Below are 20,502 nucleotides of genomic sequence, written 5' to 3' on the forward strand. Positions count from 1 at the left end.
CGTCGTTCAGAACCCGTAGAGCCGTGCCGGATTGTCGACCAGGATCGTCTTCCGGGTCGCGTCATCCGGCGCCCAGACCGGAAGCTGGTTGAACAGGCGGCCATCGTCGATCTGGAACAGCGGCGTCACGTCGGTCGGCTTGTTGCCCGGCGGCGTCACCGAGTCCGGATGCGGCCAGTCGGTGCCCCAGACGATGCGCTCGGGATTGGCCGCGATCAGCGCTTTGGCGAGCGGCGTGGCATCGAGATAGTCAGGTGCGAGCTTCGAGGCGCGATAGGCGCCGGAGATCTTCACATAGGCCTTGCCGGATTTTACGAGATCCACCAGATCGGCAAAGCCAGGCTGCGTGGGGCCGGCCTCCGCCACCGCGCCGCCGAAATGATCGAACACCACGGGCACCGGCGAGGCCAGGACCTGCTCCTTGATCGCGGAGATCACCGGAAGCAGCGTGTAGATCTGCACGTGCCAGCCACGCGCCTTCATGCGATCGGCGGCGGCCGTAAAGCGCGCGCGGGCGACATTGGGATCGTTGACGCCGCTGGTGGCGAGGTTGAGGCGGATGCCGCGGAAGCCGTCCTTCTGCATCCGGTCGAGATCGCTCTCCGGCGTCTTGTCGTCGATCACGGCGACGCCGCGCGCGGTGGCGCCGCGCGCCCGCATGCCGAATATCGTCGCCGAATTGTCGGTGCCGTAGACGCTGGGGGTCACGATCACCACGCGCTCGATCTTCAGCGCCCCGTGCAGCGCCGACATCTCTTCTGGCGAAGCGGGCTCCGGCGTATAGACGCGCCCTGCGAAGAACGGGAATTTCTCGGGATCGCCATGAATATGGGTATGGCAGTCGCAGGCCCCTGCGGGCACGTCGAAATTCACTGGCGTTGACGGTTGCGCTGCCTTGGCAAGGGCTTGTCTGTTGGTCATGGCTACTCCGGCGGCGACCGAGGCGAGCAGGATTCCGCGTCTGGTCAGCATGGGTGTTACCTCATTTATTTTTTTGGGCTCGATGAGCGCGCTTCAGCGTGAACCGTTCCACCGCTGTCCGCAAGGCGGATTCGGTGCACATTCAGCGATCGAGCGCCGCACAAACTGTCGTGACGAGCTCGGAGAGCGGCCTTGATCCGTCGAACCGCAACACCGGGCAGGGCAGTCGCGCAAGCCACGCCTCCTGCCGCGCCAGGTTGCGACCCTCGCGATCCCCGGCCTCGTAACGCGAGGCCCAGTCGATGAACTCTTCGGTCTCCTGATGTCGCCAGCCGCCGGGGCCGATGGCTTCCGCTCCGAAATGCCTGGCCTCGCGGACGCGCAGGCGCTGCATCCGAACCTCGTGCGGCGTCCTCAGGAACACCACGAGATCGAGCAGGGGAATGAGTTCGTCGCCCCAGGGGTCGAGCCCGCCGCTCAGGATCCAGTCCACGCGTGGCACGAACATCTCATGCATCAGGCGCAGGCGCTCCGCGGGGTCGCGCAGGGTGCGATAGGGCGGCACCGTGGGAGCCCAGAAATAATCGTCGGTGTCGTGGTGCGGCAGCGCGAGCGCATCTGCGAGCGCGCGGCCGAGCGTGGTGGCGCCGGCGCCGGAAGCGCCCGTGATGTGGATGCGGCGGTTTTCCATGGAATGATCTGGCGTTATTCGAGAGAGGCTCTGCCTGTGATCGATGGCAAATCGATGGTCATGGCGCAATCCGCTTCTTGCGCGGGTCGCAGTTGCAGCGCGCAAGAGTCGCAGGTTGGCAGGCGCGATGCTAGAACGGGACAGGCCGCGCTCGATTCCGTGCTCGGCCTGCTCGCGGAGCAAACTTGCCTTCCATGCCAAAACAGTTCTCCGACCCCGAGGCGATCGCCGAAGACATCATTCGCGACGTCGGTCGCAATCTCGTGGTCGGGCTGCCGCTCGGCCTCGGCAAGGCCAACCACATCGTCAACGCGCTCTATGCGCGCGCTGCCGCCGATCCCTCGATCAAGCTCACGTTTCTTTCGGCGCTGACGCTGGAAAAGCCGCAGCCGACAAACCTGCTCGAACGCCGCTTCATCGAGCCGGTGATCGATCGCCTGTTCGGCGGCTATCCGGACCTCGCCTACGCCGATGCGCTGCATCACGGCCGCCTGCCGCCCAACATCAGCGTCATCGAGTTCTTCTTCCTTGCCGGCCGATGGCTGCACGTCCCTTATGCGCAACAGCACTTCATCGCCGCCAACTATACCCACGCCGTGTCCTATCTGCTGGAGCGCGGGTTGAACGTGGTCGTTCAGCTCGTGGCCAAGCGCGTCATCGATGGCAAGGCCAGCTACAGCCTGAGCTGCAACACCGACACCACGCTCGAGGTGCTGCGCGCCCGCCGCGAGGGCACGGCGTCGTTCAAGCTGGTCGGCCAGGTCAATTCCGAATTGCCGTTCATGCCTGGACCGGGCGTGCTGCCGGCGGATGAATTCAGCGCGGTGCTCGAGAGCCCCGCCACCGAATTCCCGCTGTTCGCGCCGCCGTCGGAGCCGATCAGCGACACCAAATATGCGATCGGGCTGCATGCGGCGAGCCTCGTGCGCGACGGCGGGAGCTTGCAGATCGGCATCGGCCAGGTCGGTGATGCGCTGGCGCAGGGGCTCGTGGTGCGCCACCGCAGCAACGGCGAATTTCGCGCGATCATGCAGCGCCTTTCCCCGGCGCGCGCGCCATTGCCGCCCGCGCAGGCCGGCCCGTTCGACAAGGGGCTCTACGGCGTCAGCGAAATGCTGTTCGAGGCGTTTCTCGGCCTGGTCGAGGCCGACATCCTCAAGCGCGAGGTCGACGGCGTGGTGCTGCACGGCGCCTTCTTCCTCGGGCCGAAATCGTTCTACCGCGCGCTCCGCGAGATGCCGGGCGAACAGCTCGCCCGCATCCAGATGATGCCGGTGTCCTTCACCAACGAGCTCTATGGCGAGGAGGAGGCGCAGAAGCGCGCGGCGCGCGTCGATGCCTGTTTCGTCAACAACACCATGATCGCGACATTGCTGGGGGCGGCTGTCTCCGACGGCCTCGAGAACGGCCAGGTCGTGAGCGGCGTCGGCGGCCAGTATAATTTCGTGGCGCAGGCCTTTGCGCTGCGTGGGGCCCGCTCGATCCTCGCGCTGGAGGCGGCGCGGCGCGCGGGCGCGAAGTGGCAATCCAACATCCGCTGGGCTTATGGCCACGAGACCATTCCGCGGCATCTGCGCGATATTTTCGTCACCGAGTACGGCATCGCCGATGTCAGGGGCAAATCGGATGCCGACGTCATCGCGGCGATGCTGTCGATCGCGGATGCACGCTTCCAGGACGAATTGATGCGGGGCGCCAAGGACGCCGGCAAGCTGCCGAGGACGTACGAGATTCCGGCCGCCCACCGCGAGAACACGCCGGAGCGGATTGCCGCGGCGCTGAAGCCCGCGCGCGAGGCGGGCCTGTTGCCGTCATTCCCGTTCGGCAGCGATTTCACCGATATCGAGCAGCGCCTGATTCCGGCGCTGCAGCTCCTGCAGGAAGCGCAGGCCTCACCGCTGCGGCTCGCCTCCATGCTGTGGCAGGGCATGCGAAAGCCGGATTCCGCCAACGAGCCGTATCTGGCGCGGCTCGGGCTCGACCGTCCCAAGAGTTTTACCGAGCGCGCCTATCGCGTGCTGGTGGCCGCGGCGCTGGCGCGCAGCGGCGCGCCTTGAGGCTGCCGCGGTGGGAAAGTCGTCATGGCCGGGCAAAAGCGCGAAGCGCGTCTTCGCGCTAGATGACCCGGCCATCCATCTTTCGTGAAAGAAACAATCGTTTGATGGACACGCGGGTCAGGCCCGCGTGTGACGACTGGGTACGCGGCGTCCGCCTCGCAGACCTTACCGGTTCCTGTTCACCGGCTTGCGCTTCTCGATGAAGGCGGCCATGCCCTCGGCGCGGTCTTCCAGCGCGAAGGTCGAATGAAACAGGTTGCGCTCGACATTGAGCCCGTCGGACAGCGATGTCTCGAAGGCGCGGTTGACCGCCTCCTTGGCCATCGCCGCGGCCGGCTGCGACATCGAGGCGATCTTCTCGGCGGCCGCAAGCGCCTCCTCCATCAGCTTGTCGGCGGCGACCACGCGGCTGACGAGGCCGGAACGCTCGGCCTCCGCTGCATCCATCATGCGCCCGGTCAGGCACAGGTCCATCGCCTTGGACTTGCCGATCGCGCGGGTCAGCCGCTGCGTGCCGCCGATGCCCGGAATGGTGCCGAGAGTTATTTCGGGCTGGCCAAACTTCGCGGTGTCGGCGGCGATGATGATGTCGCACATCATGGCGAGCTCGCAGCCGCCGCCGAGCGCGTAGCCCGCGACCGCCGCGATCGTCGGCTTGCGGCATCGGGCGACGCGGTCGCCGCCGGCGCTGGCGAAGTCCGACGAGAACATGTCGATGAAGCGTTTCGGCTGCATCTCCTTGATGTCGGCGCCGGCGGCAAAGGCCTTGTCGCTGCCGGTGAGCACGATACAGCCTATGGCGTCGTCAGCCTCGAGGTCGTCGACCGCCGCCGCGATCTCGCGGAACACGCCGAAGGAGAGCGCATTGAGCATTTTCGGGCGGTTCAGCCTGATGATGCCGACCGCGCCCTGGGTTTCGACGATGATGTTTTCGAATGTGCTCATGACCTGACCCCGCGCAAGCTTTGTTGCGCAATCTGCCTGCTGCAGGGACAGTCTTCAAGTGGGCGAAAGGCGCGCCGCGGCGCCAGGTTGACGCCAGGCCGGCGCGCCTTTCGTTGAAACAGGCCGCTTACGCGATGAACATGCGCGCGGCGGAGGCGACCGTCAGGAGCGCGCCAAAGCTGATGAAGATCTTTCCGATCAGCGAACTCTGGTCCCACGCCGAGCCTTCGCTGCTTTCCTGGCTGCGGGCGCTGGATGAGGCCGCAGGCGCCTCGGCGGAGGCCATCGCGATGACCTTTGGCGCCGGCGGATCGTCGCTCAGCGCGCGATCGAGGTCGTTGAGCTGATCGGGTGCGACCACCTGCGCTTCTGTGGCCGGCGGGCTGTTCGCCGCGGCCTGCGTAAGATCGGTGGCGCGTGCGGTCATCGCGCTGGCGCTTGCAGCCGCCGGATTGTCCGGAGCCGGCATTTGCGCATTGGCGTCGGCCACAGTGGCCGACAGCGGCGCGCCGCCACCGGCATCGGCAGTATTGGCGTCCTTCGCCTTGCTGTTTTCGGCCTGATCGTCGGATGACCGGGCCGCCTTGCCACTGCGCTGCTGCGCGTGGTGGCGCTTGACGGCCTTTGCGCCGGAATCATCCGACGCCGCGGAAGCCAGCGGAGCGCCGGCAAAACACACCAAAAGCCCTGTTGCGAGTATCACCGCCGTGCGCCCGCTGGCTCTGATCATTGGCAATCTCCCCGAATTTGCCAGTCCCTAACCGGCGAACAGAGACCCCGGGTGATGTCCGCAACGGGGCGAAATGTGGGAATCTTCGGGCTTCGCCGGGCAAAAGCGGGGCACGGCCGCCCGTGGCCGATCTCCGGTACTGCCCACGTTGCCCCGGCGATGCCAGCCGTTCCAATCGGTGTTATGAGACGGGCGGCCGGCCCGGTCTGAATCGACCGTGATCACGATTTCGTGATTTTTGATCTCAGACGTAACAAATTGAAAGATCGATCGAATTGCAATCCAGGAGCGGGCGTGCGGGAGCGTGAAGACGAATGGACCGGCCTGATGCGGTCGGCCATCGCGGGAGACGGCGCGGCCTATCACCGCCTGCTCAGGTCCGTCACACCGGTGCTGCGGGCCACGGCGCGGCGCGGGCTCGCGCGCGCTGGACAGCCGGTCGATCAAGCCGAGGACATCGTGCAGGACATTTTGCTGGCGGTGCATCTGAAACGACATACCTGGGACGCCGACGCGCCGTTCGCGCCCTGGCTGTTTGCGATCGCCCGCAACAAGCTGATCGATGCGCTCCGACGGCGGGGCAGGCGCGTGTTCGTCGACGTCGACGATTTGGCCGAGACGCTGGCCGGCGAGCCGGCCGCCGAAACGGTCGCGCCGGGCGAGGTCGCGGCCCAGCTCAATACCCTGCCGGCGCGCCAGCGCGAGGTGCTGCAATCGATCGCGGTCGATGCCGCCTCGATCAAGGACACCGCCGCCAAATTCTCGATGAGCGAGGGTGCCGTCCGCGTGGCGCTGCATCGCGCTCTTGCCAGCCTCACCGCCAAACTCCGGGATCGATGAGCATGGATACCGATCAACTCATCCGCACCCTCGCTGCCGACGACACCCGTGCCCGCCCGGTCGGCTTCGTGCTGACGCTGGCCCTGCTCGCGGCCGCGCCGGTCTCGCTCCTGATCTTCTTCGCCGAGCTCGGCGTGCGGCCGGACGTGATGACGGCAATGCACAATCCGTTCTTCGACCTGAAATTCGCGGTGACGCTCGCGCTCGCCTCCGCCGCCATCATCGTCAGCCTGCATCTGACGCGCCCGGAAGCCTCGATGCGAGGCTGGGGCTGGCTGTTCGTGATTCCGGCCGGCCTTCTGGTCGCCGGCATCTCCGGCGAGATGATGATGCCGCAGCGCCTGCCGATGATGACGCGGCTGGTCGGCCATAATTCGCGTGTCTGCCTGACCGCGATCCCGGTGATGTCGCTGCCGCTGCTCGCGGCGGCGCTGGTCGGGCTGCGCCATGGCGCGACGACCAGGCCTGCGCTTGCCGGCGCCGCCGCCGGCATGCTGTCGGCGGGGCTGGCGGCGACCTTCTACGCCTCGCATTGCACCGACGACTCGCCGCTGTTCGTGGCGACCTGGTACACGATCGGCACCGCGCTGATCACCGCGATCGGCGCGCTCATCGGATCGCGCGTGCTGCGCTTCTAGCGCGATCGCTCAGGCCGCCGGCGCCGCGGATTGCTGCATGCGGTGGAAGCGCAGCACCTGCTGCGCGGTCGACGGCCGCAGCCGTTCATAGGTTTCCTTGCAGGCTGCGATGTCCGCCGGTTCGCCGCCCATCAGCTCGTCGCGCATGTTGATGATCGCCTTCACCGTCGACCACGACATGCCCGAAACCTTGGCCAGGATCATCACGCCCTCGGCACGCGTCTCGACCATCATGCTTTCGGCGACAGCTACCGGCACGTTGGCGAGCGCGGCGATCGAGGCGTTGGTCTCGTCGAACTTGCCGCCCTCGGCGAAGCTGGCGACCTGGTGCTCGTCGAGACGGCCATCCTCGAACAGCGACTTGACCAGCGCATGCGCGATCGCGGTCTGCTGGCTCATCGCCGCGCGCGAGGTGCGCGCACGCCGCGTGACCTCGTGCACCGCGTCCGGCACTTCGCCGGCATGCTGCGGATCGGCGGCCTCCAGCCGCGCCCGCACCGTCGCGGACGCCTTCGCAAGCAGCTTGAGATAGAGATGGCGCGGCAGCGTCGGCCGCAACCCGACGCAGGTCGCGAGATTGTCGTCGCCCTCGGCGCGACTGACCAGCCGCGTGAAGCCGCGCTCGGTAAATTCGGCGCCGGGATTGTTGACCGTGTTCTGGATCACTTCGTCATTGCCACGCAGCACCAGCACGTCGGTCACCGCGCCGCTCAGCACGCGGCGGGTCGAGATCGCCATCAGATGAGCCTGGCTCTTGCTGCGCGCCGTCTCGATCAGGATCTCGTCGTCGAGCCGCTCCGATTTCGACAGCACGGGGCCGGCGATCTCGATGACGTCGTCGAAGGCGAGGGTGCGGATGGTGCGCGGTGGCGCGGTGTCGATCGGGGCGAGGCGGCTCGCCAGCAGCGCCCTGGCCGAGGTCTCGATATGCATCATCAGGCACTGGAACACGTCGTCGAAAAGCGTGATCTGCTCGTCTGAGAAATCGACCGCGCCGTTGACGAAGAGGTCGGTGACGCGGCGCAGCGTCTCGACCCGGCGCGCCACCGTGCCGTGCGCGAGCGCGCTCTGCAGCTCGTCGAGCAGGTTTTCTGAAGCAATCGATTTCGAACTCATGACTCTGTCCTGGAGTATCCGGATGCCGGATCGGCGATCGATTCTTCGCCTCGGCAGTAAAAATGATTTGGTCAGGCGCTGGCGGTGCGGTTGCGTCCCTGCGCCTTGGCTGAATAGAGCGCGCGATCGGCGCGCGCGAGGAGGGTGTCGGGGCTCTCGTCCGCGCGAAGCGCCGTGATGCCGGCGGAGATCGTCACCTGCATGCCCGGCGAGAATGCGCTCCAGTCGAGATTGGCGATGATGACGCGCAGCCGCTCGAGGACACGGTCTGCGGTTTCCGGCGCGGTGTCGGGCAGGATCAGCAGGAATTCCTCGCCGCCGTAGCGACCGAACCGGTCGATCGGGCGGATATTGGCGAACGTCGTGATCGCGAAGGTGCGCAGCACCTCATCGCCGATCGGATGGCCGTAGGCGTCGTTGATGCGCTTGAACCAGTCGAGGTCGATCAGCGCGACGGCGCACGGTTTTTGCGTGCGCCGCGCGCGGGCGATCTCCTCATCGAGCATGCGCATGATGCAGCGCCGGTTGTGCGAGCCGGTCAGCTCGTCGAGCTCGGCGAGCTCCTCGATGCGTTTGTTGGCGTCGGCAAGCTCGACGCTGCGCCGGTACAGCTTCTTGCGCAGCGAATCGCCGTAGAGGCCGACGAAGGCGCACTGGCCGATGGTCAGGATGAAGGAGAGCGTGCTGGCGAGGCGCTCCATGCTGTTCGATACCGGCAGGCCGATTGGACCGGAGGCGAGCATGAAGATCGGCGCGACGCAGGCGGTCGTGAAGGTCCAGGAGGCTGCGGCCTGCAGCGACGTCATGCGCAGCGAGGCGACGGCGAAGATCAGGAACAGGACGTTCAGGAAGGCGTAGCCGATCGCGGGCGCGGCGAGCAGGAAGCCGAGCTGGATCACCACATGGCCGACCACCTGGAATACCGCCAGATGATGATCGGCGAAGCGGTCGCTGACATAGGTTTCCGACAGCAGGGCAAATACGCCGACCAGGCCGACGCCAGACAGGAAAAAGGCCGACGGGATCAGGAGCGAAACCGTGCCGGCATGGGCGTAGATCAGGAGGACGCTGGCGCCGAGCCCGTAGCTCAGCACCTGCATGGCGAGCGTCTGGCGGCGCTGGATGGCGCGGCGCTTCAACAGGCCTCGCGGGAGCGGCTTGGCGGGTGCGGCTCCTTCCCTGGAATCCTGAACTAGTGAAGCCGCGCTGACCATGTGTCGCCGTTGACCGGATGCGCAGGAACTCTAGGGAGCAAAGCCTTTAGGTTTGGTATCTTTGCCGCTGATTCAGGGCCTTGCGGAGGTGGCACGGCCTTGTCCGGCAACGCGATTTTGTCCGGGCGCGAAAAGCAGGGCCGCCAGCCCGCGGCCGCCCCGTACAAATACTGGCTTGTCGGCCACGCCTTGCTAAGCTTGGAAAGCAGATAGGACGAGGATGTTTTTCGCTACTATGATACCTTCTTCACCAGGGAATGTCGGTCGATTGCGCGTATCCGGGCAAAAAAACTGCTATTTGTGCGGTGGATCACAGATGTCTCCGGAATGTTACGTTAACTTGAAGAATCTTGCCTTTGTCGTCGAACCGGCGGCCGATCCAGCCCGACCAACCTTGCGAGACGGCCATTGAGTGCGACGCAGGCGGCTTCGGACGAGGTTCTGATCGGCCGGATCGCACAAGGCGACCGGCTCGCCATGCAGGTGCTGTACGGACGGCACCATGTCAGGGTGTTCCGGTTCGGGCTTCGGCTCGTGCGGAATGAGCAGATTGCGGAAGACCTGATCAGCGAGGTGTTCCTCGACGTCTGGCGTCAGGCCGGCAAGTTCGAAGGCCGTTCCGCCGTTTCCACCTGGCTCTTGGCAATCACGCGATTCAAGGCCCTCTCCGCGCTGCGGCGGCGGAAGGATGTCGAGCTGGAAGACGACGCTGCCAACGCCATCGAGGATCCTTCCGACGATCCTGAAGCGACGGCAACGAAGAAGGATACCAGTGAAGCGTTGCGCAAGTGCCTGACCGCGCTTTCGCCGGACCATCGGGAGATCGTCGACCTCGTCTACTACCACGAGAAGTCGGTGGAAGAGGCGGCCGAGATCGTCGGGATACCCGAGAACACCGTGAAGACGCGGCTGTTCTATGCGCGCAAGAAACTGGCCGAACTGCTCAAGGCAGCCGGCGTGGAACGAGGTTGGCCATGATGGCATTGAGCCAGAAGATGCCGGAGCAGGAACCGAGCGACATCGAAATGCTGCTGCCGTGGCATGCAGCCGGCACGCTCAATGCCCGCGACGCGCGCCGTGTCGAGGAGGCGCTGGCCCGCGATTCCGAGCTTGCGCGGCAATATGCCGTGATCCGCGAGGAATACGCCGAGACTATCCGTCTGAATGAAAGCCTGGGTGCGCCGTCAGCGCGCGCGATGCAGAAGCTGTTTGCCGCGATCGAGGCGGAGCCGGCGCAGGGCGCCGCGCCGCGCAGGCTCGCGGCGCGCATCTCGGACTTTTTCGCCAGCCTCTCGCCGCGCGCGCTCGCCTGGTCGGCGGCCGTCGCCGTGCTCGCACTGCTGGTGCAGGCGGGCGTGATCGGCGCGGTCGTGATGAAGAACCAGGCCGCCTCCTACCAGGTCGCCTCGCTCAGCATGAACGAGCCGGCGTCGATCACCCGCGATCTCGGCGCGGCGGCTCCGCTTCGGGTGCTGGTGCGCTTTTCGCCCGACGCACGGGTCGGCGACATCAATGCGCTGCTCGACGCCTATCAGGCCTCGATCGTTGACGCCAGGAGCGGCCTGTTCCGCCTGCAGTTCGCCGACAAGACGATGACCAAGGAGCAGGCGGCAAAGCTCTTGAGCCGGCTGCAGAGCGAGAAGATCGTCAGCATGGCGGTTGCCGCGCAATAGGCGTTTGCGCCGCGCGGTTGCCTTGAGTTCAGGTGGCATGACCAGACAGGATGCGGATCGGGGCAAGGCCAGGCGGCCGGCGTCGCCTGCGAGGGCGGCCTTGACGGCCGGGTTGCTGGCTGCCGTTTGCTTCGCCACGACGCCGGGAGAAGCGCAGAGCATCATGCGCTCGCCCTCGATCAGCATCCCCTCGCGTATCCCGACCATCAATCCCAATGTGACGGGCAGGGCGATCACCTCGGTCGGCCCGCGCTATTCGCCGAACCTTGCGCCGCCCTGCGGCTATGCCTATCGCGACCAGAGCGGCGAATGTTCAGGCAAGCCGGTCGCCTCCGATGGCGGCGGCTCGGGCAATTCCGGCAATTCGGGTAATTCCGGCAAGAAGGGCGCGAAGGGCTCGCGCGGCGGCAGCGCGGTGCAGTCCGCCGCTGTCAACCTGCAGACCGTCGCCGGCCAGCTCGTGGCCGAGCTCGACGGCGCGCTCACCGACGCGCAAGCCGACGCGCTGGCCCGCCGCCATGGGCTGGCGCGGATCGGATCGCAGAATTTCCCGCTGATCGGTGCCACCATCGGCCTGTTCCGCATTACCGACGGCCGCGCGGTCGACGTGGTGCGTCGCGAGCTCGCCGCCGACGCCGGCGTGCGCTCGGTGCAGTCCAACTTCCGCTATCGGCTGCAGCAGCAGAAGGCGGAGCCCGGGGAAGGCGACCCCGCGCAATATGCGCTGGTGAAGCTGCGCCTTGCCGAGGCCCATGCGCTCTCCCGCGGCGGCGATGTGCTGGTCGCGGTGATCGATTCTGGGATCGATGCCAACCATCCCGAACTGTCCGGCGCGATCGCCGACAGTTTTGATGCGTTGGCGGCGAAGGAGGGCCCGCACAGCCATGGCACGGGCGTCGCCGGCGCGATCGTCGCGCATGCACGGCTGATGGGCAGCGCGCCGGCGGCGCGGCTGGTCGCGATCCGCGCCTTTGGCGTCGCCGCGAAGGGGGCGGAAAGCAATTCCTACGTGATCCTGAAAAGCCTTGATTACGCGGCACTGCACGGCGCGCAGATCATCAATATGAGCTTTGCCGGCCCGAAGGACGATCTGATCGACCGCGCGATCGCGGCCATAGCGGCGCGCGGTATCGTGATGGTGGCGGCCGCCGGCAACGCCGGAGCGAAGTCGCCGCCGCTTTATCCCGCCGCCAATGCCAATGTCATCGCGGTCAGCGCCACCGACGCGCAGGACCGGCTGTTCGCGGCGTCGAACCGCGGCGGCTATGTCGCGATCGCCGCGCCGGGCGTCGATATCTTCCTGCCGGCGCCGGATCAGAAATACCAGATGGCGTCGGGCACCTCGTTTTCCTCGGCCTATGTCAGCGGCGTGGCCGCCTTGATGCTGGCGCGCAATCCGGCGCTGAAGCGCGACGAGCTGCGCGACACGCTTTTGCGAACCGCGCGCGATCTGGGATCACCAGGTCGTGATGACCTGTTTGGTGCCGGCGAGGCCGATGCCTTCGCGGCAGTGCAGGCGGTGGGAAGTGCGCCCGCGGCCGCGCCGGTGGTCGTGGCTCCCCAGGCGCCAAGGCAAGAAAGCGTTTCCGAACAGAAGGATATGCCGGTGACGCGGGATCTCGCGGCGCCAGGTGCAACGGTCGCCTCCGACAAATCGGCCGTCGTCGGCGGTGGCCGCCCTGCCGCCCAATAGCGCCGGGTGCGGCATACCGCGCGGCCCAAGCGTTAAAAAATCTTGCACCCGCTTTGAACGTCGACCTGACCTCGACGACCAATAAGTGTGGGAGCGTTAATCCCTCCCCGACAGCTATATCAGGCGCGAGCGCCCATCCACCCCAAGCGCCCATATGGCTTTGACCCGTCCGGTTGTCCCCCCGGACGGGTCTTCTCTTTTCGGCCCACCTTTTCGACCGGCATGCGCCGAGGCGCGCGCAGCACGGGCGACGTCAGTGTCAGAACGGGAGCACTCGCGCGCTTTCGCCCGCTAGACGTGCAGACTCACGCTGGACAACGCCACAAGTTTTCCACAAAATAAATCCGTCACGTCGTGTTGATTCGTGTCGGTTGCGTCTTGCGAGTTCTCCCTACTCGTTCCGGACAGGTTCATGACACAACATCCCGACGTGGCCCGCGGCCGCGATGTCGTGGCGCGCTGGTGCGCGCTTGCCGAGCAAAGGCTGGAATATCTCACCGAATTGTTCGAGACCGGCCGCTGGCGGCGCTATCACTCCGAGCGCGCGTTCCTCGAAAACATCCAGGAAGCCAAAAGCGCCGTTCAGATCTGGCGCAATCTGTCAATGCGCGAGGCGGCGCGTGACAATTCCGCCATCGATCTGTCCTGGCTCGCGCGCAAGGGGGTGACTGCCGCGCGAATCGAGCGGCTGCGCGAGGCGGTGCGCATCGCGCCGCAGCCGGTCCCCGCTGCCGCCGAACGAAAACCGCCGGAGCCCGCAGCACCCGCGCTCGTTTCATATGATGAGGCGCAGCCAGAACCGGTCGGGCTCGTGCTCGACGACGGTCGGGAAATCACACTCGACCTCGGCCTGATCGAGGCCCGCTATCCGGTGCTGCGCAACGCGTTCTGAGGCCGCCTACAAGAGATCAGCGCCGCACCGCGTTGCTGCCGATCACCACCTGCGCAAAGCGCTGCGCGCCCTCGGCGGCGAGGTCCGTCGTCACCGCGCGCGCATGGTCGAGCCCGACCACGGCGCCGCGCGGTGTCCCCGAGATCATGTTGTTGTTGACGAGCGCGCTGCCGGCGCCCGCGACCACCGATACGCCGACGCCGGCGAAGGCATTGCGGATCACATTGCCGGATATGACGACGTCGCGCAGATATTTGCCCCAGCCGGCGACGATGCCGAATGACGGCGCGTTCTCGACCACATTGCCGATGACGGAACTGTCGGCCTCGACATAGATGCCGATGCCGGCATCGTCGTCGGGCGCGGTCCCGATCGGGCGCTTTGCCGCGAGGTTGCGGATGATGTTGCCCTGCACGACCGCGATGCGGCCGCCCTCGTTGAAATTGCAGACGGAGACGCCGAAGGCGGCGCCGTCAACGGTATTATTGGCGATGACGGCGCCTTCGAACGAGAATTCCGAATAGAGCGCGACCTCGCGCACGTCGGTGACGCTGTTGCCCACGATCTGGATGTTGGAGGCGGAATTGCCGCGCACCGCGGAGTAGTCGCAGTTCCTGATGCGGTTGCCGCGCACGATCACGTTGCCGGCGCGGAACGCGTTGATGGCGTTGCCGTACTGGCCGGAGCCGCCGGGGCCGGCCTTGATGTCCTCGATGCGGTTGTCGGCGACCAGCGTGCCGTCGTCGCCAACAGCCGTGCGCAGGATCTCGATGCCGTTGTCACTCGTGTCGACGATGGTGTTGCGCGCGACGATGAGGCCCTTCGCGTCGAACGACACCACGGCGGTGACCGCAGTCTTGGTGATGATGTTGCCGGCAACCTCGCCCGAGACCTGCTCGAACCAGATCGCGCTGCCGCCGCTCGCGGTGATCTCGCAGTCGGTCACGCGGATATCGCGGCCGCCGAGGCAGTGGACAAGGCCGCGCCGCTCGGCAAGCGGAATGCCGCCGCCGTCGAATGTGATGCCACTGATGCCGAGGTGATCGGCGCCTTCGCCAAGCAGCAGCGAAGCACCGCCGGTGAACGCGAGCTTCGTCGCGCCGCGGACGCCGATGAGCTGGGCGCCGCTGGCCAGTCGCAGCATGCCGGTGCGATAGACGCCCGGCGGCAGCACCAGCGGGACCTGCGCGCGCGTGGCTTCGTCGATCGCGCGCTGCAGGGCTCTGGTCTGATCATCGGGGCTGCCCGGCCGCACGCCATATTGCGTGACGTCACGGCCCAGTGTTGAAGGTAGTGGCGCTGCATGCGCCGCGTCCGGCGCGATCGCGAATGCACCGGCGGCGCCCGCCGCGCCGGCGGCAGAGCCTTTGAGAAGATGGCGGCGATCGAGGTCCATGGCGAGACGCCTCGCAAACGCAAGCGGTCTGCTTCGAAAGCCTTCAGTAGCGCCAAAATCGGCTGCCGCATGGTGAACGCGGCACGCGTCGCACGGGATTGTTGAGGGTAGGGTTAACAGGGCGCTCAGGATGGCGCGTCGGCGCGCGCCATCGCGGCCTGCCGCGCCAGCCGTACCATCTCCATCAGCACGGCTTCGCCGGCATCGACCAGTTGCTCCAGCGTGATGCGCCGTGCACCGCGGCGCGCCCAGGCCGCCTCGCGCGCGATCAGCGGGATGTGGACGAAGGCGGCAAGCGCCGGGCCGTCTGTCATTTGGGCATGATCTTTTCCGAAAGCCGGTCGCCGCCTTTCGGGATCATGCCGTGCGTCGCCGGTTGCCTCGATCGCGCGCCAGCTCAGATAGTTGCAGAGGTAACTTCCGGCGTCGCGTGAAGCGCGGGCATCGATCCCGGTGGCAAGCGCCGCGCGCAGCAGTTTTGCCGTGTGCGGGCCGAATGCGCGCGCATCGGCGTCGCGCGCGATCGATCCCTTGCCTATGCGCGTGTGGGCGGCATCCGGCCAGATGGTCGTGATCGCGTTGCGCGCCCGGGTCTCGATCCGCAGATACGGCGTCCGCGCTGCGAGCCCGAACATCAGAAGTGCCTGCGGCCTGTGCCTTGCCAGGAGCTGCGGCAGCTCGCGGTCGACATCGGCATAGGTCACGGGAAAAATGTGGCTTGCGAGCGCAACATCGTCGAGCGCGGGACGGCGCAGCCGCATCAGCCGCGCCACCAGCGGCTCCGTCGGATTGAACGGCGCGCCGGGGAAGGGGCCGAACCCGGTGATCAGGACGGAAAGCCTGCCGCTCATCGCAGCATGTCCGCCAGCCGCTCGGCGGCAACCGCGGGCGTGAGGCGGCCGTCGGCGACTTCCGCCTCCAGTTTCTTCACCCTGGCGCGCACGGAGGGCTCGGCGCGCAGCCGTGCCAGCAGGCGCTGCTCCAGCATCGACCACATCCACTTCACCTGCTGCTCGCGCCGCCGGCTCGCGAACTCCCCTGAAGCGTTCATCGCGGTGCGGTGGTCGAGGACCTTCTGCCAGAGCTCGGGGATACCCTTGCCGGTCATCGCCGAATAGGTCAGCACCGGCGGATGCCAATGCTCCGAGCGCGGCTTGAGGATATGCAGCGCGCTGCGATAGTCGGCGGCGGCGTGGTTGGCGCGCTTGATATTGTCGCCATCGGCCTTGTTGATCGCGATCATGTCGGCGAGCTCGACAAGGCCTTTCTTGATACCCTGCAATTCGTCGCCGGCGCCGGGCAGCATCAGCGCGAGGAAGAAGTCGGTCATGTCGGAAACCGCGGTCTCGGACTGGCCGATGCCGACGGTCTCCACCAGCACCACGTCAAAGCCCGCCGCCTCGCACAGCAGCATGGCCTCGCGGGTCTTCGCCGCGACGCCGCCGAGCGTGCCCGAGGAAGGCGAGGGCCGGATATAGGCATGCTCGGAAGCGGCGAGCTGCGCCATTCGCGTCTTGTCGCCGAGGATCGAGCCGCCGGTGCGCGCCGAGGAGGGGTCGACCGCCAGCACCGCGACCTTGTGGCCGCCCCCGATCAGGAACATGCCGAGCGCATCGATCGTGGTCGACTTGCCGACCCCCGGCGAGCCGGTGATGCCGATCCGGATCGCCTTGCCGGTGTTGGGCAGCAGCGTCTGCACGAGCTCGCGCGCGGCCGCCTGGTGGTCGCTGCGCCGGCTCTCGATCAAGGTGATGGCGCGCGCCAGCGCGGCGCGGTGGCCCGCGAGCAGGTCGCGCTTCAAGGCATCGATGTCCGGGGCGGCATTGCGGGGGACAGGCATGGCTTGGTTTACAACGGCTGGGTGGCGCAGGCGAGAGCAGGGCAAGGCCGCATCCCCCGATCATTTCGCATCGGAAATCGGGTGGGCCGGTTGCAACCGAAGCGGCACGATCCGCCTCCATCGCCCGCAACAATCATCCCTGCCGGAGCCTCTCATGACGCGCGCCTATTACAGCACCGTGCTCGATCATCCCCTGGAAACCGTGTGGTCCTTGATCCGCGACTTCAACAACTACCCCGCCTATATCGAGGGCGTCTCGGAAAGCGTGATCGAGGACGACAGGCGTGGCGACGAGGTCGGCGCGGTCAGGCGTTTCTGCTATCTCGGCAACTGGGTGCGCCAGAGCCTGGTCGGCCATTCCGACGATACGCACAGCCTGACCTACCGGGGTATCGAACCCCTGCCGTTTCCGGTGGGAATTGTCGCCGAGCCTCCGTCGCCGACGCCCTACGAAGGCACGATGCACCTCATCGGCATCACCGAGGGTAATCGGACCTTGATCGAATGGGCGGTCGCGCTCGATCCGGCGCCGCAGGATGCTAGCGCCTGGCAAACGCTGTTTCAGTCCTGGATCCCGGAATGGACGGCTTCACTTACAAGGGCCCTGGCGCGACGCGCCGCGGAGGCGTGAGGCGGCGTCACGGCGGCTCGATATCGCTTTTGGGGCGCCTGCCGCCGAAGACCCTCTCACCCTCGGGCGAGAGATAAGGCTTCAGCGTCTCCCAGGGGACGAAGGCCACATATTCGCCTTCGGCGTACGGACCGACCGCGTAGGGCGGATAGTGGAAGGTGAGGCCGGAGCTCTTGCCCGCTTCGGTCGAGGGCGCCAGCGTCACAGCGCCGATCTTCAGCAGTTTCGGCTCCAGCCCCTTGTACCACTCGGCGGTCGCGGTATCCGACGCGTCGCGCTTCTTCTTCTCGAGATTGAGCGAGGCGATCACAGCCTTCAGCATCGCCGTCATGGTCGGCCCGTTGTCGCCGGCCTCGGTGAAGAACGGACGGATGCTGATGCGCTTCTTTGCCGTCGCATCCCACAGGATGGTGTCGACGTCGGAATTCGGATGCGCGCCGTGGGTGTCCATGTAGTCGGACCTCACCAGGCTGACATAGTGGCCGTCGACCGTCGAGCGCAGCGCATATTTGCGCTCGAATGACCAGCCGCCATCGCGGAACAGCTGCGGGTCCTGCTTGCGCGACGCGTTGGCTTCCGCGACGTTCTTGTCGATCCATTTCCGGCCCTCGGCGAGGCTGTCCGCCGCGAGCGCCGGATCGGCCTTGACCTTGTCGTCGAGGAAGACGCTGGCCTCGATCGCCTTGTTCTTGACGGCGGCGTCAGGTTTTGGATCGGCAGCGAATGTCGTAACCGGTAGCGCGAAGCAGGCGATGATGCCGGCAAGAGCCAGCGAGCGGACAAAAAACGACAGGCGGGCGTGCACGAGAGATCCTAAGCGGCAAGAGACTCGCAAGCGGGGCGGCGTTATTCCGCCGCCTCGCTATGGCCGAGCCGCGCGTTGAGCTTGCGGATCAGCTCTTCGGCGGCATCGGCGATAACGGTGCCGGGCGGGAAGATCGCCTCCGCGCCGGCGGCATGGAGCGCATCATAGTCCTGCGGCGGCACCACGCCGCCAATGATGATCATGATGTCCTCGCGGCCGTGTTTCTTCAGCGCGGCCTTCAATTCCGGCACCGCGGTGAGATGGGCGGCGGCGAGCGAGGAGACGCCGAGAATATGGACGTCGTTCTCGACCGCTTGCCGCGCGGCCTCGTCGGCGGTGGCGAACAAGGGACCGATATCGACATCGAAGCCGAGATCGGCGAAGGCGGATGCGATCACCTTCTGGCCGCGGTCGTGGCCGTCCTGGCCGATCTTCGCCACCAGGATGCGCGGCCTGCGTCCTTCGGCCTCCTCGAAGGCCTCGATCAGGGCCTCCACCTTGCCGACCCGGTTGGACATGGTCGATGCCTCCCGCCTGTAGATGCCGGTGATCGACTTGATCTCGGCACGGTGCCGGCCGAACACCTTTTCCATCGCGTCCGAAATCTCGCCGACGGTGGCTTTCGCGCGTGCGGCGTCGATCGCTAGCGCCAGCAGGTTGCCGTTGCCTTCGCCGGCGGAGCGCGTCAGCGCGGCGAGCGCCGCATCGACGTCCTTCTGGTTGCGCTCGGCGCGCAGCCGCTTGAGCTTGTCGATCTGCAACCGCCGGACGTTGGAATTATCGACCTTCAGGATCTCGATCGGCGCCTCGTCGGCCACCTTGTACTTGTTGACGCCGATCACCGCCTGCTTGCCGGCGTCGATCCGCGCCTGGGTCTTGGCGGCGGCTTCCTCGATGCGAAGCTTGGGCACGCCGGCCTCGATCGCCTTGGCCATCCCGCCGAGCTCCTCGACCTCCTGGATGTGACCCCACGCCTTGGCGGCGAGGTCGCGGGTCAGCCGCTCGACATAATACGAGCCGCCCCAGGGATCGATGATGCGCGTGGTGCCGCTCTCCTGCTGCAGGAAGAGCTGGGTGTTGCGCGCGATCCGCGCCGAGAAATCGGTCGGCAGCGCCAGGGCCTCGTCGAGCGCGTTGGTGTGCAGCGACTGGGTATGGCCTTGCGTTGCCGCCATCGCCTCCATCGTGGTGCGCATCACATTGTTGAAGACGTCCTGTGCGGTCAGCGACCAGCCCGAGGTCTGGCAATGCGTGCGCAGCGACAGCGAGCGCGGGTCTTTCGGATTGAACGGCTTCAACAGCTTCGCCCACAAGAGCCGCGCGGCGCGCATCTTGGCGACTTCCATGAAGAAGTTCATGCCGATCGCCCAGAAGAACGACAGCCGCGGCGCGAAACGGTCGACGTCGAGGCCTGCGGCGATGCCGGCGCGCAAATATTCGACGCCGTCGGCGAGCGTATAGGCGAGCTCGAGGTCCTGCGTCGCGCCGGCCTCCTGCATGTGATAGCCGGAAATGGAAATAGAATTGAATTTCGGCATCTTCTGCGACGTATAGGCGAAGATGTCGGAGATGATCCGCATCGAGGGCGTCGGCGGATAGATGTAGGTGTTGCGCACCATGAACTCTTTCAGAATGTCGTTCTGAATGGTGCCTGACAGTTTCTCCGGCGGCACGCCCTGTTCCTCGGCCGCCACCACGAACAGCGCCAGGATCGGCAGCACCGCGCCGTTCATGGTCATCGACACGCTCATGCGATCGAGCGGGATGCCGGCGAACAGCGTGCGCATGTCGTAGATCGAATCGATCGCGACGCCGGCCATGCCGACATCGCCGGCAACGCGCGGATGATCCGAGTCATAGCCGCGGTGGGTGGCGAGGTCGAAGGCGACGGAAAGGCCCTTCTGGCCGGCCGCGAGGTTGCGCCGGTAGAAGGCGTTGGAATCCTCCGCCGTGGAGAAGCCGGCATATTGCCTGACGGTCCAGGGCTGGTTGACATACATGGTCGGGTAGGGGCCGCGCAGATAGGGCGCAATGCCCGGCCAGGTCGCGAGGAAGTCGATGCCCTCGAGGTCGGCTTCGCTGTAAGCCGGCTTGACCGGAATGCCCTCGGGCGTCAGCCACGGCTCGGCGCGGCTGGCGGGCGTTGCGGCCGTGACGGGCTCGAAGGCGACATCGGCGAAGTCAGGAATACGGGTCATTCCTTCGTTTCCTCAAACCTGCGATTCCGTTCAATCAACCTTTGCAGGCTCTTCTGGTAGACGGGATCGTCTCGACGACTTTGAAGGCTCTTCTTGTAGACGGGGACGCCCAGACGGCTCTTCGGGGCGCCACGAGCCCACCAGGACGTGACTATCAGAATATCGATCAGAACTCCGAGTAAGGCCTGAAACATGGTCACATTCTAGCACGCCTGAAACCTG

At 66.2% G+C, this 20,502-nt stretch carries 19 protein-coding genes; 8 read left to right on the top strand and 11 right to left on the bottom strand.

Annotated features, from left to right (window positions below):
- Positions 1 to 6 precede the first annotated feature (6 nt).
- Together QOU61_RS13440 and QOU61_RS13445 are read right to left on the bottom strand one after the other, a co-directional pair.
- Entirely contained in the window at positions 7 to 972 is a 966-nt protein-coding gene (locus QOU61_RS13440; protein WP_289659104.1) for an amidohydrolase family protein, read from the bottom strand.
- Between the two features lie 91 nt (positions 973 to 1,063).
- Positions 1,064 to 1,612, bottom strand: coding sequence for a P-loop NTPase family protein (locus QOU61_RS13445; protein WP_289659106.1), 549 nt, complete (start codon positions 1,610 to 1,612; stop codon positions 1,064 to 1,066).
- A gap of 194 nt (positions 1,613 to 1,806) precedes the next feature.
- On the opposite strand from QOU61_RS13445, the gene QOU61_RS13450 reads away from it, so the two are divergent.
- Positions 1,807 to 3,669 carry an acetyl-CoA hydrolase/transferase C-terminal domain-containing protein gene (locus QOU61_RS13450; RefSeq protein WP_289659108.1) on the top strand — a complete coding sequence of 621 codons (1,863 nt, stop codon included), beginning with the start codon at positions 1,807 to 1,809 and terminating at the stop codon, positions 3,667 to 3,669.
- Positions 3,670 to 3,834: 165 nt separating this feature from the next.
- On the opposite strand, the gene QOU61_RS13455 is transcribed toward QOU61_RS13450, so the two are convergent.
- Positions 3,835 to 4,614: an enoyl-CoA hydratase gene (locus tag QOU61_RS13455; RefSeq protein ID WP_289659110.1), complete on the bottom strand. Its 780-nt coding sequence runs from the start codon at positions 4,612 to 4,614 to the stop codon at positions 3,835 to 3,837.
- Between the two features lie 127 nt (positions 4,615 to 4,741).
- On the bottom strand, positions 4,742 to 5,344 hold the full coding sequence (locus tag QOU61_RS13460) for a hypothetical protein (protein ID WP_289659112.1): 603 nt from the start codon (positions 5,342 to 5,344) through the stop codon (positions 4,742 to 4,744).
- A gap of 294 nt (positions 5,345 to 5,638) precedes the next feature.
- Between QOU61_RS13460 and QOU61_RS13465 the strand changes: the two genes are divergently transcribed.
- Positions 5,639 to 6,184: a sigma-70 family RNA polymerase sigma factor gene (locus QOU61_RS13465; RefSeq protein WP_289659114.1), complete on the top strand. Its 546-nt coding sequence runs from the start codon at positions 5,639 to 5,641 to the stop codon at positions 6,182 to 6,184.
- Between the two features lie 2 nt (positions 6,185 to 6,186).
- Positions 6,187 to 6,822, top strand: coding sequence for an NrsF family protein (locus tag QOU61_RS13470; RefSeq protein ID WP_289659116.1), 636 nt, complete (start codon positions 6,187 to 6,189; stop codon positions 6,820 to 6,822).
- A 9-nt stretch (positions 6,823 to 6,831) separates the two neighbouring features.
- Here QOU61_RS13470 and QOU61_RS13475 read toward each other — a convergent pair whose 3' ends face one another.
- Entirely contained in the window at positions 6,832 to 7,938 is a 1,107-nt protein-coding gene (locus QOU61_RS13475; protein ID WP_289659118.1) for a DUF2336 domain-containing protein, read from the bottom strand.
- Positions 7,939 to 8,009: 71 nt separating this feature from the next.
- Positions 8,010 to 9,038 carry a GGDEF domain-containing protein gene (locus QOU61_RS13480; protein ID WP_502876954.1) on the bottom strand — a complete coding sequence of 343 codons (1,029 nt, stop codon included), beginning with the start codon at positions 9,036 to 9,038 and terminating at the stop codon, positions 8,010 to 8,012.
- Positions 9,039 to 9,560: 522 nt separating this feature from the next.
- Here QOU61_RS13480 and QOU61_RS13485 point away from each other — a divergent pair.
- From QOU61_RS13485 to QOU61_RS13500, 4 genes are all read left to right on the top strand, one after another.
- Positions 9,561 to 10,130, top strand: coding sequence for a sigma-70 family RNA polymerase sigma factor (locus QOU61_RS13485; protein WP_289659123.1), 570 nt, complete (start codon positions 9,561 to 9,563; stop codon positions 10,128 to 10,130).
- A complete protein-coding gene (locus QOU61_RS13490; protein ID WP_289659125.1) occupies positions 10,127 to 10,825 on the top strand; it encodes a hypothetical protein in 699 nt (232 codons plus the stop codon). The genes QOU61_RS13485 and QOU61_RS13490 overlap by 4 nt, the downstream gene beginning before the upstream one ends.
- Positions 10,826 to 10,862: 37 nt before the next feature.
- Complete coding sequence (locus tag QOU61_RS13495) at positions 10,863 to 12,518, top strand: S8 family serine peptidase (RefSeq protein ID WP_502876924.1); 1,656 nt, start codon at positions 10,863 to 10,865, stop codon at positions 12,516 to 12,518.
- A gap of 412 nt (positions 12,519 to 12,930) precedes the next feature.
- Positions 12,931 to 13,410 carry a TIGR03809 family protein gene (locus QOU61_RS13500; RefSeq protein ID WP_289659127.1) on the top strand — a complete coding sequence of 160 codons (480 nt, stop codon included), beginning with the start codon at positions 12,931 to 12,933 and terminating at the stop codon, positions 13,408 to 13,410.
- Positions 13,411 to 13,426: 16 nt separating this feature from the next.
- On the opposite strand, the gene QOU61_RS13505 is transcribed toward QOU61_RS13500, so the two are convergent.
- From QOU61_RS13505 to meaB, 3 genes are all read right to left on the bottom strand, one after another.
- Positions 13,427 to 14,806, bottom strand: coding sequence for a TIGR03808 family TAT-translocated repetitive protein (locus QOU61_RS13505; RefSeq protein ID WP_289659129.1), 1,380 nt, complete (start codon positions 14,804 to 14,806; stop codon positions 13,427 to 13,429).
- 125 nt (positions 14,807 to 14,931) lie between these two features.
- Positions 14,932 to 15,657, bottom strand: a complete 726-nt coding sequence (locus tag QOU61_RS13510; RefSeq protein ID WP_289659131.1) for a pyroglutamyl-peptidase I — start codon at positions 15,655 to 15,657, stop codon at positions 14,932 to 14,934.
- Positions 15,654 to 16,646: a methylmalonyl Co-A mutase-associated GTPase MeaB gene (meaB, locus tag QOU61_RS13515; RefSeq protein ID WP_289659133.1), complete on the bottom strand. Its 993-nt coding sequence runs from the start codon at positions 16,644 to 16,646 to the stop codon at positions 15,654 to 15,656. The genes QOU61_RS13510 and meaB overlap by 4 nt, the downstream gene beginning before the upstream one ends.
- A gap of 154 nt (positions 16,647 to 16,800) precedes the next feature.
- On the opposite strand from meaB, the gene QOU61_RS13520 reads away from it, so the two are divergent.
- Complete coding sequence (locus QOU61_RS13520) at positions 16,801 to 17,277, top strand: SRPBCC family protein (RefSeq protein ID WP_289659135.1); 477 nt, start codon at positions 16,801 to 16,803, stop codon at positions 17,275 to 17,277.
- A gap of 7 nt (positions 17,278 to 17,284) precedes the next feature.
- Here the strand turns inward: QOU61_RS13520 and QOU61_RS13525 are convergent, their stop codons facing one another.
- Entirely contained in the window at positions 17,285 to 18,049 is a 765-nt protein-coding gene (locus QOU61_RS13525) for an RsiV family protein (RefSeq protein ID WP_289661498.1), read from the bottom strand.
- Between the two features lie 74 nt (positions 18,050 to 18,123).
- A complete protein-coding gene (gene scpA / locus QOU61_RS13530) occupies positions 18,124 to 20,280 on the bottom strand; it encodes a methylmalonyl-CoA mutase (RefSeq protein ID WP_289659137.1) in 2,157 nt (718 codons plus the stop codon).
- Positions 20,281 to 20,502 lie beyond the last annotated feature (222 nt).

This window comes from Bradyrhizobium sp. NP1, assembly GCF_030378205.1.
In the GTDB taxonomy this organism is placed as follows: Bacteria; Pseudomonadota; Alphaproteobacteria; order Rhizobiales; family Xanthobacteraceae; genus Bradyrhizobium.

Coding starts and splice junctions, on each gene's coding strand:
- QOU61_RS13440 (WP_289659104.1), bottom strand. CDS start 972: ATGCTGACCAGACGCGGAATCCTGCTCGCCTCGGTCGCCGCCGGAGTA.
- QOU61_RS13445 (WP_289659106.1), bottom strand. CDS start 1,612: ATGGAAAACCGCCGCATCCACATCACGGGCGCTTCCGGCGCCGGCGCC.
- QOU61_RS13450 (WP_289659108.1), top strand. CDS start 1,807: ATGCCAAAACAGTTCTCCGACCCCGAGGCGATCGCCGAAGACATCATT.
- QOU61_RS13455 (WP_289659110.1), bottom strand. CDS start 4,614: ATGAGCACATTCGAAAACATCATCGTCGAAACCCAGGGCGCGGTCGGC.
- QOU61_RS13460 (WP_289659112.1), bottom strand. CDS start 5,344: ATGATCAGAGCCAGCGGGCGCACGGCGGTGATACTCGCAACAGGGCTT.
- QOU61_RS13470 (WP_289659116.1), top strand. CDS start 6,187: ATGGATACCGATCAACTCATCCGCACCCTCGCTGCCGACGACACCCGT.
- QOU61_RS13475 (WP_289659118.1), bottom strand. CDS start 7,938: ATGAGTTCGAAATCGATTGCTTCAGAAAACCTGCTCGACGAGCTGCAG.
- QOU61_RS13480 (WP_502876954.1), bottom strand. CDS start 9,038: ATGCAGGTGCTGAGCTACGGGCTCGGCGCCAGCGTCCTCCTGATCTAC.
- QOU61_RS13490 (WP_289659125.1), top strand. CDS start 10,127: ATGATGGCATTGAGCCAGAAGATGCCGGAGCAGGAACCGAGCGACATC.
- QOU61_RS13495 (WP_502876924.1), top strand. CDS start 10,863: ATGACCAGACAGGATGCGGATCGGGGCAAGGCCAGGCGGCCGGCGTCG.
- QOU61_RS13500 (WP_289659127.1), top strand. CDS start 12,931: ATGACACAACATCCCGACGTGGCCCGCGGCCGCGATGTCGTGGCGCGC.
- QOU61_RS13505 (WP_289659129.1), bottom strand. CDS start 14,806: ATGGACCTCGATCGCCGCCATCTTCTCAAAGGCTCTGCCGCCGGCGCG.
- QOU61_RS13510 (WP_289659131.1), bottom strand. CDS start 15,657: ATGAGCGGCAGGCTTTCCGTCCTGATCACCGGGTTCGGCCCCTTCCCC.
- meaB (WP_289659133.1), bottom strand. CDS start 16,646: ATGCCTGTCCCCCGCAATGCCGCCCCGGACATCGATGCCTTGAAGCGC.
- QOU61_RS13520 (WP_289659135.1), top strand. CDS start 16,801: ATGACGCGCGCCTATTACAGCACCGTGCTCGATCATCCCCTGGAAACC.
- scpA (WP_289659137.1), bottom strand. CDS start 20,280: ATGACCCGTATTCCTGACTTCGCCGATGTCGCCTTCGAGCCCGTCACG.